Consider the following 15,823-nt stretch of genomic DNA (forward strand, 5'->3'; position numbering starts at 1 on the left):
CACCTGTTGTGCCGTATGCCCTGCCGTGGCTGCCCGAAACATCCAGTACGCACACCACCGGCTCGACGGTTCAGAAGCGCGCGAGAATTGCACGGGCGCAACGGACTACGGTGGCGCGGTCGTACGACATCACATAGTCGAATTCACGATCCGCGTCGGCTTCGCCTCGGTGAAGGTCGATGGCAGCGAGCACTCCGCAGAAATGCGGGCCGAGAACTACCACGTTCCACTCCTCGACGAGTGAGTCCGTCGGGTCGAGCGGGGCGTGCACGATGCCGCCTTCTTGCACGTAGCCCATCCCCACCCCGTAGACGCCGGCGTACGAGATCTGCTCCGCCATCGACACCCACCGCGCACGGCTGGTCGGTGTGAAATGCTCGGCCCGCTGAAAGGTGCCGAGTACCAATGTTTCCGGGCCCGACGCCGACGCCTGCATCTCCAGAGACGTGCTCATGGCCACCAACAGACGCTTGGTGCTCCGCGTCGCGACCTTGCCTACGGCGGCAATTGCGTACGGCGGCTCGAGCGCGGTGGCGGGGGTGCTCCAGGTGGGGAACGGCGGCATGATCTCCGCGGCGTCGGCCGGCAACTCTTCGGTCGTCTGAGCAGCCGGGTACAGCTCGCCCACTCCGTAGGTGGCACCGAGACCGAGTGCCCGGCTGCGGTGCACGGCGGTGTCGACTCCGCTGGCCACGACCACGGCACCGGTTCGCTCCACCTGAGCCGACACCGCGTGCGCCGTACGGGCGGTGGCCAGATCGGGCCGGGTGGAGACCATGGAGGAAGACAGAATGATGACATCGGGTTCGATGAGCGGCAGCAGCGTCAGGGATTGCGGTCGGCGACCGACGTCGTCGACGGCAACCACTTTTCCGTCGCGACGTGCCTTGTCGATCGCGGCCAGAGTGCGCGCCGGGCTGTCCACGAGTGCCGCCTCGGTGACGACGACGATGTCGCGACGCAACTGTTCTTCGGTGGCTTCGTCGAGTGCTGCGAGCGAGTCGACATCCATCGAGACCAGCATCGGTAGCCGAACGGCGCTTTCGAGCCGGGCGACTCCCCACGCGAGAACATCGAGTTCACGCTTGGCATCCATGGCGCGAGCGGCGCGCTTGAGTGCATCGGCGGAGGCGAGTGGACCGTCCTTCGGGCCGCGCAGTTGTACTTCGATTGCCGCGAGCGCACCGTTGTCCAGTCGACAGACCGGGGCGAAATACGGCTGCACCGTCAACTCTCCCGTGTCCGTGTCGACTGTTGAACCTACTTCGGCCAGCGCGAACGTCACACCACAGTTTGACATGAAAAAGCCACCCCCGTCACGCAGGGGTTGCTATCTGTTTCAAACCTCTTCGGGTCGTCTTTTCTCGCTGACGCCAGCTTGAACGACTCAGGTGTCGCCGAAGCAATACGGCGCGTCTCGTTTCGGTAACGAACCATAACGGTTCGATAACGCCACAGATGGGTGTCCGACGCGCCCATCATGCCGACTCCCCCAGAAAAAACGGGCCGAAAACCCATGAAGCACATACCTTCCGAGGTGCCGACCGAAATCAATACCAAGACTTACAACAAACATACCGACCGGATTGTGACTTGTCACTGTCTTGCAAAAGAACATATCCGACATCCATTTCGTCGTCCTAATGTTCGTTTCGGCTGCCGGAGCACCGGAGCCACCGGATGCCCGTCTGGGAGCCGGAAGCTGCTCGGACTTGGAGGATCGATGACGCTCAACCTGCCGTCCCGTACCCGAACGTTCACCACTGTCGCTGCTGCAGTCGCGATTGCCGGGGCCACCCTCGGTGCCGGAAGTGCCGCTGCCGCCACCATCTCACCGGCGAATACCGCCTTCACCGCACCCGGCACGATCGTCGTCACCACACCGGCCTCGTTCGGGGTTCCCGTCAGCTGCTCGATCACCCTGTCCGGATCCACCAGCGCGGACGGCTCGTCGGCGTCGATCACAGACGCGAAGATCAGCGGATCGAACCGCCTCTGCGGCCTGCCGCAGCTGAAGAACCTGCCCTGGACCCTCACTCCCACCAGCTCCACCACCGGTGAGGTCTCGAACGTCGGCTTCTCGCTTCTGGGCTACAACTGCGGGCCCGCAACGCTCGCAGGTTCGTTCGACAACATGACCAACACTCTGACGTCGAGCAACCAGCCGATGTCGGGCAACTGCACGGTGAACAGCCTGTCGGTGCAGCCGAACCCGGCATTCACCTTGTCCTGATCGCCAATTCCTTTCCAGCACAACAACAATATTCAGGAGAGCACGTGAAGATCCGTAACAAAGCCGTCGTCACCGCGACGGCCTTGGCGTCGAGTGTCGCTCTGGCGACCTTGGTCGCCGGCCCGGCCAACGCTGCCGACACCCTTCCCATCACGTTCCAGGCCGACACCACGACCTTGATCGCCAAGACCGGCCAGCCGGTGGTCTTCCCGACCACCGCTCTGGCCACCGACGTCGACCTCGTCGGCGGGACGGTGACCGGCACTCTTGCCTTGCCGCAGGCGTCGGCCGATCTCAAGCTCGGCCCGGCAACGCTCGCCAACTTCACCATCTCGATCGTCGACGCCACTCCGGTCTCCGGCACCATTGCAGCCGGCGGTCCCGCCGAGGCACCGCAACTGGAGCTGAATGTCGCGCAGAGCTTCAAGATTCGCATCGACTCCGTCAAGCCCCTCGGCATCGGCGGCACCGGATCGTCCGGGTCGGCGGCACTCGACCTGATTCCCCCGGGGAGCAACTGCGTCACCAGCGAGACCACCGCCAATCTGACCGGTGCGCTCGACGCGATCGATCTGATCCAGAACAACGAGGCCGACACGCACGTGAAGGGCACGTACACGATTCCTCAGTTCCAGAACTGCGGCACGTACACCTCGTTGCTCAACGGTCTCATCGCCGGCCCCAACAACACCCTCGACGTGCACCTGACCAACCCGGTCTTCGACGTCGGAACACAGCAGGCCATTGCAGCCAAGGTTGCTCTCTAGCAAGACCTTTCGACTCCGCCGACGGCGTTGACCGGTTCCAGAAGTGGGATCGGTCGACGCCGTCGCTCGTCAGTGCGGCTCGCCGGCCGGACGCGACGACCGAGGCTCGCCCTCGGACAGGGCAACGCGGTCGCCGCCGAGCCCCTTGGCTCGGTACATCGCCCGGTCCGCACGACCCAGCAACTCTTCGACTTCGGTACCCGTCTCTCGCGCGTCGACAACAGCATGTGCGACGCCTATCGAGGCGGTCAGTGGGGAGCGATCGGCTGCGTTGCTCAGTCGGATTCGTAGTATTTCCGCACGAGCGGCGACCGAATCGCGGTCATCCACGGCAATGATTGCGAACTCTTCCCCGCCGAGCCGAACCGTGATGGCGGGTGTCGGAAACACGTCGAGGATGCGGGAGGCCGCCAGCCGGATCACGGCGTCCCCTTGCAGGTGACCGTATCGGTCGTTGACGGCCTTGAAGTTGTCGATGTCTATCACCACTGCCGTCACTCCGGTTCCTGATCCCGGCCGTAGCTGCAGGTTGCCGATCGCCGCGTCGAATCCCCGCCTGTTCTGCAACCCGGTGAGGGGGTCGTAGAACGCGCCGGTGGCATCGCGTCGCAACATCATCATGAACGTGTGCACGATCAGTGGTGCCGAGAACATCACCAGTATCAAGATCACCAGGTAGGCCGTGGCCAGTAACCGCAGTTCGGGTTCGGCTACGAAGGCGAAACCGTACAGCACTGCGGTCGTGGTCAAGGCGAAGCCGTAGTGGGCAGTGAGCAGCTTGGGACCGTGAAAACCGACGACGTAGCTACCGATGACGGTGAACAGGGCGGCTGTCGGCAGAACAGTCGTCGGAACACCGATGGTGAGCACCACTGCGGCGAGAACGACGTCGGCGTAGAAGACGAACGCGATCGACATCTGCCAGCTCGGCCAGCCACCGATCCACCAGGCAATTCCGACCGGGACTGTCGTGGCTACGGTGACCCAGAGTGCAGCCGTACCCAGACTGCCCTCGGCGAGGCCTGGTACCACCAATCCGATCGCCGCGGCCGCGCCGAAGAGCCAGCACCAGATTCCGATGAGTATTTTGGTGATCTCGAGCGCCTGCTGCGAGCGCGCGAAGGCGACATTCCATCCGTAGTCGACTGGAAGGGCCCACCATTCGCGCAAACTGTTCACGTATCTCGAGCGGCTTTCCTCGTGTCCCGACTTGGATGAACCAGTGAACCACAGAAGAAACCGGCTGGTTCGCGAACAGCAGATGTCGCCGGTAGGTGCTAGCCGCGCATGCCGTCCGCCAATTCGAGCACTCGGCCGGCATAGGTCCCGACGAACGCGTCGAGTGCCTGCTGCGACAACTCGGGGCAACCAGCTCGGCGAAAGTAATGTTCGAGATCGACCAGCCGGTCACCCATCCCGACGCGTTGACGGTCGAGCGCCTCGAGCTCGGTGACCAGTGCTTTGAGCTCCGCTACCTTGCGCAACACGTCGTCCATCGCCGTCACCGTCCACTCGCTCGGGTGTCATATGTGGGAGCGGTGGAGCAAGGCTTCCCTCCTCGCTCCACCGACTCGAACTCTACTCCTGATCGAACAGGTGTGCGAATCATATCGGCACATTCGCCGGTTTGTACCATCCAACTTGTGCACAAACCCGAGAAGTGACCTACAGTCTGTGCCATGCTCCAGAAAAGGGGTCCGAACGGCGTTCGGCCGCCAGGCTCGACCAGCCCAATCCAGTTGGCACTCTTAGCAATACTCATTATCGCGGCGATCGCTCTTGTCGTACTCGCCATCGCCGAGGGCCGCTTCTAGCCGTTCGCCATCGAGCGTGTGCGGCGATGCCCCGCGTTCACTCCTACCGCTTCGCCACTGACGCTCCGCGGGCTGCGCCGGCATTCTCGCCGACGCAGCCGTTTCGGGTCAGGATCCGAGGATTGCGCTCACTGCGGTACTGCCGCTCTCGGCACTTCCGCTGCCGATGAGCCCGAGGATGACGTCGACGATGATCTTGGCGATGAATGCGTCCATAACTACTCCTGATGTGAAGTACCCCCGACGGGATACAGACGGACCTGCGAGTGCCGTGACCATTCGTGACCGATCACAACGAGTCGGAAGGTAGCAGGCCGATTCGTCCAAACGGTGACGCTGTGACTGCCGCAACAATCCATCCGCCTGATGTACAAATATCTTGATTTGTACACACAGGATACAAATTGCGCGTATTGTCCACAGCACAGTGATCCGCCCTACACGAGGAGTGACGATGACGGCATCGAATGTCGACGATCAGGCACAGGCGCCCGTCGACGAGTGGCACGACCGCAAGCGATACCTCTGGCTCATGGGCCTGATCCCGCCGACGGCGGTGTTTCTGGCAACCGGCCTGGTGTGGGCTTTCAACCAGCTCGGCTGGAACGCCGTGGCGCCGGTCTGGTGGTGGATCGGCGCGCTGCTCGTCTACGGGTTGCTCCCGATCCTCGATCGGTTCTTCGGACCGGACGGCGACAACCCGCCCGACGAGGTGATGAAGGCGCTCGAGGAAGACAAGTACTACCGCTACTGCACGTACGCCTACATTCCGTTCCAGCTCGCCAGCCTGGTGTTCGCCTGCTACCTCTGGTCCGCTGACAACCTCTCGTGGCTCGGCATCGACGGCGGTCTGGGGCTGCTCTCGAAGATCGGCCTGGCCATCAGCATCGGTGTCATGGGCGGCGTGGGCATCAACACCGCGCACGAGCTCGGTCACAAGAAGGATGACCTCGAGCGCTGGCTGTCGAAAATCACACTGGCACAGACGTTCTACGGCCACTTCTACATCGAACACAACCGCGGTCACCATGTACGTGTCGCTACTCCCGAGGATCCGGCGAGCTCGAAGTTCGGTGAGAGCTTCTGGGCCTTCCTCCCCCGCAGCGTGTGGGGAAGCCTGCGGTCGTCCTGGGAACTCGAGAAGACCCGCATGGAGCGACTGGGCAAGAGCACGTGGAGTATTCACAACGATGTGCTCAACGCGTGGCTGATGTCCGTCGTCCTCTACACCGTCCTTGCCGTAGCGTTCGGCCCGATCGTGCTGCCGTTCCTGGTAGTTCAGGCAATCTACGGCTTCTCGCTGCTCGAAACGGTCAACTACCTCGAGCACTACGGCCTGCAGCGCCAGAAGAAGGACAACGGCCGCTACGAGCGATGCACCCCCGAGCACAGCTGGAACTCCGATCACATCGTGACCAACATCTTCCTGTATCACCTTCAGCGACACAGTGATCACCATGCCAACCCCACCCGGCGCTACCAGACTCTGCGCAGCATGGACGGAGCACCCAACCTGCCGAGCGGTTACGCAAGCATGATCTCGCTGGCCTACTTCCCGCCCGTGTGGCGCAAGGTGATGGATCACCGCGTTCTCGATCACTACGACGGCGACATCACTCGCGTCAACATCGCGCCGTCCAAGCGGGAGAAGATCCTCGCCGCATACGGAGCGAAGTGATGGCTGCCTACGAGTGCCCGGTCTGCGAGTTCGTCTACGACGAGACCACGGGCGCACCACGCGAGGGCTTTCCGGCCGGAACTCCGTGGTCCGCGGTACCCGACGAGTGGCCGTGCCCCGACTGCGGCGTCCGAGAGAAAATCGACTTCCGGAGCAAGAAATGAAGCTATACCGCTGTGTGCAGTGCGGATTCGAGTACGACGAAGAGCTCGGCTGGCCCGAGGACGGCATCGAACCCGGCACGCGCTGGGACGACATTCCCGACGACTGGTCGTGCCCCGACTGCGGTGCAGCCAAGGCCGATTTCGAGATGGTCGAGGTCGAGCGCGGGTGACCGCTCGCCAACCCGGCACCGTCGTGATCGTCGGCACCGGGGCCGCCGGGTACACCGCCGCCAAAGAGCTTCGCGCCGAGGGTTTCACCGGATCCATCACGATCGTCGGTAGCGAACCGGAGACCACGTACCGTCGACCGGCTGTCTCCAAGGAACTGCTGCTGGGTACGAAATCGGTCGATCAGGTTCAGCTCGGTGCAGCCATCGACGGGGTCGACGTTCGCGCAGGCGTCACGGCTACCGCCGTTACCGATTCCGAGGTGCACCTGGACGAGGGTGCTCCGGTCCCGTACGACGCCGTGCTGCTGGCAACGGGTTCTCGTGCACGGCAACTCGACCTACCGGGTGCCGCGCACGTGTTCACCCTTCGCACCGCAGCCGATGTCGCCCCGCTGCAGGCCGACATCGCCCGAACGAGATCACTGTTGGTGATAGGCGGCGGCCTGATCGGGTGCGAGGCGGCTGCAGCGGCACGATCGCTCGGTGCCGAGGTCACGGTGGTGGAGGCGGCATCGGCTCCGCTGAACCGGATCGCACCGGCCGCGATCTCGCAGATGTACCGGGACCTGCATGCCGACAACGGCGTCACGATGCACACCGACGTCGCCGTGACCGGCCTGGAGAAGCTGGCCGACGGCACCGTTCTCGCAACCTCCGCGGACGGTCGTTCATGGTCCGCGGGCACCGTGCTGGTGTCTGTCGGCTCGGTCGCGAACACCGAGCTCGGGGCGGACATGGGCCTCGAGACCGCGTCGGGAATCCTGGTGGACGCCGGGATGCGCACGTCGAGACCGAACGTCTTTGCCGCGGGCGACGTCGCCGAAGTTCCCAACTCGGTACTCGGCGGGACGTATCGGAGTGAGCACTGGAACGGAGCCGTCGATCAGGCGACCCGGGCGGCGCGATCCATCCTCGGTCTCGATGTCGGTGCTCTCGATGTTCCGTGGGGATGGTCCATGCAGCACGGCGTCAACCTGCAATTCGCGGGGTGGACCGATGCACACGACGAGTATTTCGTGGTGCGCGGCTCCATCGAAAGCCGTCGGTTCACGGCCTGCGCGGTGCGCGGCGACAGGCTCGTCGGGGCAATCGGGGTAGGTCATCCCAAGGACATCCGGCAGGTCCGCACCCTCATCGCGAGCGCGGGCCCCGTCGATCGGAACAGTCTCGAAGAAGGTTGGCTGGACAGGCCACATGCGGTCGTTCGATAGAGTCGTGTTCATGCCCGCCGCCGAACAGACGTCGACTCCCGGTCGATACCGTGAAGCCGCGTCCACTCTGGCGCGCGATGTGGCGCTCGATGCGCTGCGCGAGTTGTTGCACGAGCGCAACTGGCGCAACGTCACGATGAGCCACATCGCCAAGGCCGCGGGGTTGAGCAGGCAGAGTCTGTACAATGAGTTCGGTTCGCGACGCGGTGTCGCACAGGGTTATGCCATCAGATTGACGGACGCGTTCGTCGCGATGTGCGAGACCGCACTGTACCAACACGAGAACGATGCGTCGGCCGCTCTGAGACAGGGCTTTTCGTCGTTCTTCGAGCTCAGCGGTCTGGATCCGCTCGTCCGGTCCCTGCACAGCGGCGACGCACCGGAGGATCTTCTGCGCCTGATCACCACTGACAGCGAGGTGCTGATCGACCGTGCGGGCGAGCGTCTGGCAGAGACATTTCAGCGTGGATGGGTGGGCGCAAGTCCACGACAAGCCGACGTCATCAGCAAGTCCATCGTGCGCCTGGCCCTGAGCTACATTCCCGAGCCGCCCGACGATGTCGCCTCTGCCGCAGACGATCTCGCCCTGCTGCTGACGCCGTTCATCGACTCCATCGCCGGTGGTGCTCCAGCCGAGTCCTGACCCGTCAGGATTTGTCGGCAGGAACGAGCACGATGTCGAAATCGGCCCGCGCCCATGTCGTGTCGCCCACGTCTCGACCGTCCGGTGTCGGGGTGCCCGCCGGCTGCTCCACGAAGTCCTTGATCAACGAATCCTTGACCCCGAACACCGTGTCGCTGTCCAGTAGTTCGTCACCCCGAACGAAGATGTGCGTCACCAACGTTCGCATCCCCGGTGACGTGACCATGAAGTGCAGGTGCGACGCCCGCATCGGCGAGCGGCCGGTTGCCGCGAGCATTCGACCGACAGGACCGTCGTGCGGAATGGGGTACGGAGTCGGTGTCAGCGCCCAGAATCGATAGCGCCCGTCGTCGTCGCTGTAGAGATGAGCTCGACCGCCGACGCGGGCGTCGTCGTACTGAACGTCGTAGAAGCCGTCCTCGTCGGCCTCCCACACCTCGAGCCGGGCACCGGGAATCGGGTTACCGTCGGTGTCCCGTACGGTTCCTTCTACCCAGCACGGTTGTCCTGCAGCACCTCCCGACGCATCACCACCGTTCTCGATGCGCGGTGCGTCGTCGACGAAGAATGGGCCGAACACCGTCGCTTCGGTCGCACCCGCGTGGGCAGGATTGTTGACGTTGATGGTCTGCATCGACGCACCGAGTACGTCGGACAGCAGAATGAACTCCTGACGACGATCGTCGGTGATGTGCCCGACCTCGGTCAGGAACGAAACAGCGGTGTTCCACTCGTCTTCGGTCAAGCGCACGTCCCGAATGAATCCGTGCAGATGCCGCACCAGCGACGTCATCACCTGTTTCAGTCGCGGATCGGTGCACTCACCGAACGAGCCGATGACGTTGTCCACCAGTCGTTCTTCGACGGTGGTTTGGGCTTCGGAGACGGTTTCGTCGGTCATACTCTCGCTCACTGTTCGCTCTCGATCGGCCGCTCGCCGGCCCATGCTGCTCGAAGAATTGTGGTGACGGCCTCGCGGGTGACGGGGCGGGGGTTTCCGTACGATCGGCTCGTCGCTTCCTCGGCGATCCGGTCGATGTCGCTCTCCTGCATGCCCAGTTCGGCCAGTGATCGGGGCGCGCCGAGGGTCCGGCACAGGTCCCACAGTCGTCGGGCCGGGTCTGCGGTGCCCGGTAGCGCCCGGGACAGAGCTGCCACCGCTTTCGGCGCGTGCGACTGGTTGAAGGCCAACACGTGCGGAAGCACCACCGTATGAGTCGGGGCGTGCGGCAGATTCAGCGTTCCCCCGAGTGCATGACACAGCTTGTGATGCAACGACATCGTCGTGCTGCCGAGCGTCGCGCCGCAGAGCCATGCGCCGTAGAGGGCGTCGCTGCGCCCCTGTGGGTCGGACGGATCGGCGACGACAACCGGGAGCGCGGATGCGAGTGCTCGTACCCCGTCCTCGGCCATCAGTGCGATGATCGGGCTGATGTCGGGTGCGTACAGCGCTTCCACCGCATGGGCGACGGCGTTGATACCGCTGGTCACCGACAACTCGACCGGAAGACCTGCCGTCAGGTCGGGGTCGTAGAGGACGCTGCGCGGCAATACCGCTGTGTCGCGGCCGGTTTCCTTGCGTCCGTCGGTCGTCATGCCCCACACCGGTGTCATCTCCGACCCGGCGTAGGTGGTGGGCACGGCGACGATGGGCACACGGTGTTTGAGTGCGATGGCCTTACCGAGCCCGATTGCCGATCCGCCGCCGACGGTCACGCAGCCGTCGGCCCCGAGTGAGACGGCCTCCGCGTTGGCTCGGGCGGCAAGGTCGGCCGGGACGTGCATCACGGCGTCCGAACGTATTCCTACACAACGATCCCCGAGGATGGATGCCACCCGGTCTGCGACGCTCTGCTGGCTCGGAGAGCACAGCACCAACACCCGGCGGAGTCCGAGGTGATCGAGTTCGTCGGCCAGGCGCTCCAGCGAACCGGAGCCGAATCGCACTCGCATCGGGTTGGCCTCGTAGGCGAAGTCGCCGATCATCGCGACAGCACCGAGGTCAGAGCCTTCCGAAGTGCACCTTCGGGGTCGTCGACGAGTTCTTCTGCACGCCAACAGATGTGCTTGTCGGGACGCGCGAGCAGCGCGCCGCTCTCGGACACCTCGCGAAGCCGAGCCCAGTCGAAGTACAGATCGGTCACCTCGCGTCCCGGTCCGATGACGACGGCCTCGAGCGGCACACCGAGTTCCTGGGTGATTGCGGCCGCGGCCGCCTCCCACGCCGATCCGGCAACTCCGGTGATGAGCGTGAAGCGCTCGTAAGGCGCAATGTCGAGCATTGCGCGCTTGTTCAGATGATCGCCCACCCAGGCGTGGGGAAGGTGAGATCCGGGCAGGGTGGACACCTGGTAGTACAGGTCGCGGTCTCGTGCAGGTTCGGGCAGCGCCCCCTCCGATACGATGGCCGACGACGTGTAGAACTGCCCCAATTCCACTCCGTGCGCATTGAATTCGTAGTTCTTGGTCTCCATCGCGGCGGCGAGTGCCGTTCGCTTGGCAGCGCCGGCAGGCGTGTTCGCCTTGCGCTCTTCGATCTGTTCGATCATCTCGGCCTCGGTTTTCGCGTCGGTGACGCCCAGCGCGTCGAACAGGCCTGCGAATTCACGACTGGAACGATTGGCCCGCTCGACGATCCGCTTCGCCACCGGGGCCCGCTCGGCACTGTAGGTATCGAGCAAGGATTCACCGGCACGGCCCTTCAGTACCGCGGCGAGCTTCCACGCCAAGTTGTAGGAATCCTGGATCGAGGTGTTGGACCCCAGACCGTTGCTCGGCGGATGTCGGTGGATCGCGTCACCGGCACAGAACACCCGCCCCTTCTGCAGATGTGTGGCGTGGGCTTCGTTGTTGCCCCACAACGAGGTTCCCGTGATCTCGACGTCCAGCTCCGGCATGCCCAGCAGGTTCCGGACGATCGCGATGGCGGCGTCCTCGTCCACCACCGGCGGCGGCACCGAGATGTCGAATCCCCAGACGACGAGCCACTCGTTCCAGGGCCGAACCATCCGCACCAGGCCGGCACCGATACCGCCCACATTCGATCCGGGCTGAATCACCCAGTACAGCACCGACGGTCGATGCCCGACGTACTCGGCGATGTCGGCCTTGAACGTGATGTTCATCGACCCGGCGATGTCCATCGCGCCCTCGAACGGCAGGTCGATGTCGGCTGCGACCTTCGACCGAGCTCCGTCCGCACCGATGAGGTACTTGGCTCGGATCGTGTACCGATTGCCGGTCAGCCGATCCATCACGGACACACTCACTCCCGAGTCGTCCTGCACATGGGAGAGGTATTCGGTCGAGAACTGGGTCTGCGTTCCTCGCATCGTCGCGTTCTTCACGAGAATCGGCTCGAGGTAGGTCTGCGGGATGTCGACGGTCAAGCACGGAGATGCGAGCTGGTAGTCCGCCTCGCGGTCGGCACCCGTTCCCCACGTGCGGATTCGGCCGATCTCCTCGCCCGCGATGGACGTGCAGAACACCGTGTCGCCGACGAGTTCGTGCGGGGTCGCGTCGGCGAGCACCTGCTCGGCGATTCCCACGTCCCGGAAGATCTCCATCGTCCGTTGGTTCGTGATGTGCGCGCGTGGAGTGTTGGCCGTCCAGCGGTACTTGGTGATCATGATGTTGGGAATGCCGAGAGTGGACAGCAGCAGGGCCGCGGAACCGCCCGCCGGACCCGATCCGACGATGAGCACGTCGGTCTCCACCACCGAGGAATCGGGCAGTGCAGTCGCCTTCTGACCGTCGTCGAACACCGGCATCGGATCACCCTTCGTCGTGCCCGACTCTGGTCTCGGGCCCTACGACCGAGTGTCCTGCATCACGTATCGGGATTACCCGAATGCCGGCGACGTCGGCGCAAATCGACAGACATGGCCATTTTTTCGGGTCTCACCCGGCTGCCCTGGTGATCACGGCATCGCGTCGGACATCGGATGCGCGACGGCCGAATCTCGCGACGAACGACCGCGAAAAGTAAGTGGCCGAAGTGAATCCGCACGAAAGAGCGATATCGGCGACCGTCATTGATGCGTCGAACTTGCCGGTGAGCTGCGCATGGGCCCGCTCGAGCCGACGTTCGAGGATGTACTTGGGCACGCTGGTGCCGTCGTCGGCGAACACCCGGGACAGGTGCCGGGCACTGATTCCGACCGCACGTGCCACCTGCGCGGCGGACAGCGACGCGTCGGACAGTCGCTGTTCGATGAACGATCGCGCCGCCGCTCGATGGGCCGAGTTCAGGTCTGCGCGAGCACCGGTGGTCAGCACCGAGACGAGTTCGAGGATCGCGCGCTCGTCCGGCGGTGTCGGGTCGCGTCGACTGGTGGCCCGCCCTACCTGTCGGGCTAGTGCTGCGGCGTGCACGTTTCCGTTCGGCGAGAAGTCGAGCACCGTGGGTTCCGACGGCACAGCCGCTCCCGTTACATCCGCGAACACCGACCGCGGGAGCTTCAGCACCAACTCCTCGAGGCCGTGCGAGAAGCCGCGCATGAACGCCCGGTCTGCGTCGAACACCAGCCCTTGCCCCGGGCCGACGGAGCGAATGCCGTCCGCGGAGTAGAAGAACGCATCGCCGACGAGGCTGAAGTACATCATCACCGAATCCGACGGCTGCTGTCTGATCAGTTCGGCGTCGCGCTCGACCACGTGCGAAGTTCCGATGACCCGAGCCAGGTCGACCGAATCGAGTCGAAGATTGGTACCCGTCGCCTCCAGTTGCTCGACCTCCAGCATGCGGCACCGCAGCCCGATGAGTAGGTCCGCGTTGTGTCCCTCCCAGCGCTCGATCCGCTCCTCGAGCGGAAGATCGAGGGTGGAGAACTCGACGGGAACGGGCATGGGCTCGATTGTCCTCCGCGTACGACGGTTGCGTCGGCGATTTGCGGTCGAGGGTGGTGCGCTCAGTGTCCACAATTCGAAGGCGAAGGCGGAATCCCGTGGTTGGAGTCGAATAGTGGGCGGTGAGCTCAGTCGACATCGATACGACTTCGCGGCGGACCAGCAGGCGCGCTTCTCCCTCCCTCCCGCAGGGCGACCACAGTCCATCCCGCGCCGACCAAAGACAAGGCCAATACAGCTCCAATTGCGATCATGCGACAACAATGGACTGGTTTTACCGTGAATAGTTCAGTCCAGTGTGCGACAGTGGACTGCATGGACTCGTTCGACGCCACCGCGATCTCGGCCCCGGAGTTGGCAGCACGTATCGGCCCGTCGACGCTGCGCAACAGATCCGGTGGTCCGCTCTATCTCGAGATCGCCGACGAGTTGCGGCGGCTGATCGAGAACGGCGAGGTGTCGGCTCAGACGCGGCTACCCGCCGAGCGGGCACTCTCGATCAGTCTGGACGTCAGTCGGGTCACGGTGGCGTCGGCCTATCGCCACCTCCGTGAAGGTGGCTGGATCAGCGCCCAACGGGGCTCGGGCACATACGTTTCCCCGACGGGGTCGATGCCGGCGTGGAGTTCCCTCGCCGGCGACCGTGACAGTGCGACAGTGGAATTGGTCAACGCGTCACCGTCGGCTTCTCCCCTGCTGGCCGATGCGTACAGAACCGCGGCCGAAAGGATTCAGGGCCGATTCGCGTCCGGCGGCTATGCCCCACTCGGGCTGTTCGAGCTCCGCGAATCGATCGCCTCCTACTACCGGGGGCGCGGAGTGTCGACCACGGCCGAGAACATCCTCGTCACCTCCGGTGCCACCGACGCCATCCATGCGGTGTTGGCGACATTCACCGAGCCGGGTGCCCGCGTATTGGTCGAGCACCCGACGTATCCGGGTGTCGTCGAACTCGTCCACTCACTCGGCGGCCGATGCATCCCGGTGCCCATCGACCCGGACGAGACCGAGGCGTTCGTGCCGGCCGCAGACCGGGCCGCACGTCAAAGCGCACCGACCCTGGCCTATTTCATGCCCGACTTCTCCAATCCATCGGGAGCTCGACTCCCCCTCGGCACCCGCCGACAGCTGTCCGCGACGATGCACCGCCACGCAGTACTGACCATCGTCGACGAGGTAGCAGCGGACCTGTCCCTCGACGGGTCGCCCGACATCGAACCCTTCGGGGCAGCAACGCCGGATAGTGCGACGGTGACGATCGGGTCGACGAGCAAGACGGTGTGGGGTGGGCTGCGAGTCGGGTGGGTTCGCGCCGAGGCAGGGCTACTGGCGAGAATTGCCGCCACCTATGCGCGACGCCAACTCTCGACGTCCATTCTCGATCAACTCGCTGCGGTCGAGTTGATGGGCAAATACGACGAGGTACGCCGAGTGCGCGCCGACATATCGAGAGTCGCACGTGATCACACCGTTGCTCTGATACGAGATCGATTGCCCGATTGGCACTTTCGCGTTCCGGACGGCGGGCTCGCATTGTGGTGTTTCCTGCCCGACGGTCTTCGATCCAGTGCCCTTGTCGCCGAAGCTCAGTCGCACGGCGTGCTGTTGGCACCCGGACTACGGTTCGGGACGGGATATGCCTTCGACGACCGTCAACGAATTCCCTTCACTCGTTCACTTCCCGACATCACGTCCGCTGTAGATATTCTCGCGCGCCTGTCTGCGACGGGCAGGCCGACGGAGGTCGTCGCATCGAACAGGCCCGCGACCGTGGTCTGATCGACGCGGGCACCCGCGCCCTCAAGCCGGGTAGTACGTCAGTGCCGAAGAGCCTCGACGATCGACGCGATGCGACGGTCACGGGTGTCGGCGCGCTTGGCGTCGGCGACCGATCGTGCGTGTTCTTTTCTCTTCGACGGAGACAGTGCGTCGAATGCGGCGCGCACCGCGGGGTCGGCGTCGAGGGCAGTGGCGAGCTCGGCCGGTAGCTCGACGGTGCGCGGTTCGGCATCGAGTTCGATGGTCACGTCGACGGTGTCGCCGGCCTCGACTCCGAGCGCGGCGCGCACACTCTTGTTCAGGCCCAGCAGGTTCTCCCCGCCCATGCGCCCGATACGTCCTGCCACCGTCTGCCCACCGATCGTGAACCGCACCGGCGGCGTCTTGGTGCTGCCGAGTGACGCGACCTGGGCGTCGGTCAGCACGATCGCAGCCGCTGGGCCGCGAGGCTCGAGGACCGTGGTCAGTTGAAGAACCGTGGACGTCATCGGCACAGAATAGGCGCGACTACAGGGC

Annotated in this window: 16 protein-coding genes; 8 read left to right on the top strand and 8 right to left on the bottom strand. The window is 64.3% G+C overall.

The annotated features are described in order from the left end of the window. Nucleotides 1-70: 70 nt before the first annotated feature. Nucleotides 71-1,300 (bottom strand): EAL domain-containing protein, encoded by a 1,230-nt coding sequence (locus tag J2X62_RS05565; RefSeq protein WP_310178378.1) that lies wholly within the window; start codon nt 1,298-1,300, stop codon nt 71-73. A 423-nt stretch (nt 1,301-1,723) separates the two neighbouring features. Between J2X62_RS05565 and praA the strand changes: the two genes are divergently transcribed. Further along, entirely contained in the window at nt 1,724-2,233 is a 510-nt protein-coding gene (gene praA, locus J2X62_RS05570) for an alkane oxidation protein activator PraA (protein WP_032366927.1), read from the top strand. Nucleotides 2,234-2,277: 44 nt separating this feature from the next. Then, on the top strand, nt 2,278-3,000 hold the full coding sequence (locus J2X62_RS05575; RefSeq protein ID WP_032371837.1) for a hypothetical protein: 723 nt from the start codon (nt 2,278-2,280) through the stop codon (nt 2,998-3,000). A gap of 69 nt (nt 3,001-3,069) precedes the next feature. Here the strand turns inward: J2X62_RS05575 and J2X62_RS05580 are convergent, their stop codons facing one another. Beyond that, on the bottom strand, nt 3,070-4,179 hold the full coding sequence (locus tag J2X62_RS05580; RefSeq protein WP_310178384.1) for a GGDEF domain-containing protein: 1,110 nt from the start codon (nt 4,177-4,179) through the stop codon (nt 3,070-3,072). A gap of 98 nt (nt 4,180-4,277) precedes the next feature. Beyond that, entirely contained in the window at nt 4,278-4,496 is a 219-nt protein-coding gene (locus tag J2X62_RS05585) for a hypothetical protein (protein ID WP_094621470.1), read from the bottom strand. A gap of 772 nt (nt 4,497-5,268) precedes the next feature. Between J2X62_RS05585 and J2X62_RS05590 the strand changes: the two genes are divergently transcribed. Genes J2X62_RS05590 through J2X62_RS05610 form a run of 5 tightly spaced genes read left to right on the top strand, consistent with a single transcriptional unit; the run spans nt 5,269 to nt 8,680 of the window. Then, complete coding sequence (locus J2X62_RS05590) at nt 5,269-6,492, top strand: alkane 1-monooxygenase (RefSeq protein ID WP_310178387.1); 1,224 nt, start codon at nt 5,269-5,271, stop codon at nt 6,490-6,492. Continuing rightward, nucleotides 6,492-6,656: a rubredoxin gene (locus J2X62_RS05595; RefSeq protein WP_094621469.1), complete on the top strand. Its 165-nt coding sequence runs from the start codon at nt 6,492-6,494 to the stop codon at nt 6,654-6,656. The genes J2X62_RS05590 and J2X62_RS05595 overlap by 1 nt, the downstream gene beginning before the upstream one ends. Further along, nucleotides 6,653-6,826 carry a rubredoxin gene (locus J2X62_RS05600; protein WP_027495558.1) on the top strand — a complete coding sequence of 58 codons (174 nt, stop codon included), beginning with the start codon at nt 6,653-6,655 and terminating at the stop codon, nt 6,824-6,826. Before J2X62_RS05595 ends, J2X62_RS05600 begins: the two co-directional genes overlap by 4 nt. After that, nucleotides 6,823-8,037, top strand: coding sequence for an FAD-dependent oxidoreductase (locus tag J2X62_RS05605; RefSeq protein WP_310178417.1), 1,215 nt, complete (start codon nt 6,823-6,825; stop codon nt 8,035-8,037). The genes J2X62_RS05600 and J2X62_RS05605 overlap by 4 nt, the downstream gene beginning before the upstream one ends. A gap of 10 nt (nt 8,038-8,047) precedes the next feature. Continuing rightward, complete coding sequence (locus J2X62_RS05610) at nt 8,048-8,680, top strand: TetR/AcrR family transcriptional regulator (protein ID WP_032367367.1); 633 nt, start codon at nt 8,048-8,050, stop codon at nt 8,678-8,680. 4 nt (nt 8,681-8,684) lie between these two features. On the opposite strand, the gene J2X62_RS05615 is transcribed toward J2X62_RS05610, so the two are convergent. The 4 genes from J2X62_RS05615 to J2X62_RS05630 all read right to left on the bottom strand — a co-directional run bounded on the left by J2X62_RS05615 (nt 8,685) and on the right by J2X62_RS05630 (nt 13,528). After that, a complete protein-coding gene (locus tag J2X62_RS05615) occupies nt 8,685-9,581 on the bottom strand; it encodes a dioxygenase (protein WP_094643396.1) in 897 nt (298 codons plus the stop codon). An 8-nt stretch (nt 9,582-9,589) separates the two neighbouring features. Next, nucleotides 9,590-10,666 carry a maleylacetate reductase gene (locus tag J2X62_RS05620; RefSeq protein WP_094643395.1) on the bottom strand — a complete coding sequence of 359 codons (1,077 nt, stop codon included), beginning with the start codon at nt 10,664-10,666 and terminating at the stop codon, nt 9,590-9,592. After that, nucleotides 10,663-12,450: an FAD-dependent monooxygenase gene (locus J2X62_RS05625; protein WP_310178425.1), complete on the bottom strand. Its 1,788-nt coding sequence runs from the start codon at nt 12,448-12,450 to the stop codon at nt 10,663-10,665. Before J2X62_RS05625 ends, J2X62_RS05620 begins: the two co-directional genes overlap by 4 nt. Before the next feature lie 130 nt (nt 12,451-12,580). Beyond that, nucleotides 12,581-13,528: a helix-turn-helix domain-containing protein gene (locus J2X62_RS05630; protein WP_310178427.1), complete on the bottom strand. Its 948-nt coding sequence runs from the start codon at nt 13,526-13,528 to the stop codon at nt 12,581-12,583. 315 nt (nt 13,529-13,843) lie between these two features. On the opposite strand from J2X62_RS05630, the gene J2X62_RS05635 reads away from it, so the two are divergent. Next, nucleotides 13,844-15,307 carry a PLP-dependent aminotransferase family protein gene (locus J2X62_RS05635; RefSeq protein WP_310178429.1) on the top strand — a complete coding sequence of 488 codons (1,464 nt, stop codon included), beginning with the start codon at nt 13,844-13,846 and terminating at the stop codon, nt 15,305-15,307. A gap of 38 nt (nt 15,308-15,345) precedes the next feature. Here J2X62_RS05635 and J2X62_RS05640 read toward each other — a convergent pair whose 3' ends face one another. Continuing rightward, complete coding sequence (locus J2X62_RS05640) at nt 15,346-15,795, bottom strand: YdeI/OmpD-associated family protein (RefSeq protein WP_310178431.1); 450 nt, start codon at nt 15,793-15,795, stop codon at nt 15,346-15,348. Nucleotides 15,796-15,823 lie beyond the last annotated feature (28 nt).

The sequence above is a fragment of the Rhodococcus sp. 3258 genome, from assembly GCF_031456475.1.
Lineage (GTDB): Bacteria > Actinomycetota > Actinomycetes > Mycobacteriales > Mycobacteriaceae > Rhodococcoides > Rhodococcoides fascians.

Excerpts from the sequence above, each read along its gene's own strand:
- J2X62_RS05565 (WP_310178378.1), bottom strand. The coding sequence starts at position 1,300 with ATGTCAAACTGTGGTGTGACGTTCGCGCTGGCCGAAGTAGGTTCAACA.
- praA (WP_032366927.1), top strand. The coding sequence starts at position 1,724 with ATGACGCTCAACCTGCCGTCCCGTACCCGAACGTTCACCACTGTCGCT.
- J2X62_RS05585 (WP_094621470.1), bottom strand. The coding sequence starts at position 4,496 with ATGGACGACGTGTTGCGCAAGGTAGCGGAGCTCAAAGCACTGGTCACC.
- J2X62_RS05590 (WP_310178387.1), top strand. The coding sequence starts at position 5,269 with ATGACGGCATCGAATGTCGACGATCAGGCACAGGCGCCCGTCGACGAG.
- J2X62_RS05595 (WP_094621469.1), top strand. The coding sequence starts at position 6,492 with ATGGCTGCCTACGAGTGCCCGGTCTGCGAGTTCGTCTACGACGAGACC.
- J2X62_RS05600 (WP_027495558.1), top strand. The coding sequence starts at position 6,653 with ATGAAGCTATACCGCTGTGTGCAGTGCGGATTCGAGTACGACGAAGAG.
- J2X62_RS05610 (WP_032367367.1), top strand. The coding sequence starts at position 8,048 with ATGCCCGCCGCCGAACAGACGTCGACTCCCGGTCGATACCGTGAAGCC.
- J2X62_RS05615 (WP_094643396.1), bottom strand. The coding sequence starts at position 9,581 with ATGACCGACGAAACCGTCTCCGAAGCCCAAACCACCGTCGAAGAACGA.
- J2X62_RS05620 (WP_094643395.1), bottom strand. The coding sequence starts at position 10,666 with ATGATCGGCGACTTCGCCTACGAGGCCAACCCGATGCGAGTGCGATTC.
- J2X62_RS05625 (WP_310178425.1), bottom strand. The coding sequence starts at position 12,450 with ATGCCGGTGTTCGACGACGGTCAGAAGGCGACTGCACTGCCCGATTCC.
- J2X62_RS05630 (WP_310178427.1), bottom strand. The coding sequence starts at position 13,528 with ATGCCCGTTCCCGTCGAGTTCTCCACCCTCGATCTTCCGCTCGAGGAG.
- J2X62_RS05635 (WP_310178429.1), top strand. The coding sequence starts at position 13,844 with ATGGACTCGTTCGACGCCACCGCGATCTCGGCCCCGGAGTTGGCAGCA.
- J2X62_RS05640 (WP_310178431.1), bottom strand. The coding sequence starts at position 15,795 with ATGACGTCCACGGTTCTTCAACTGACCACGGTCCTCGAGCCTCGCGGC.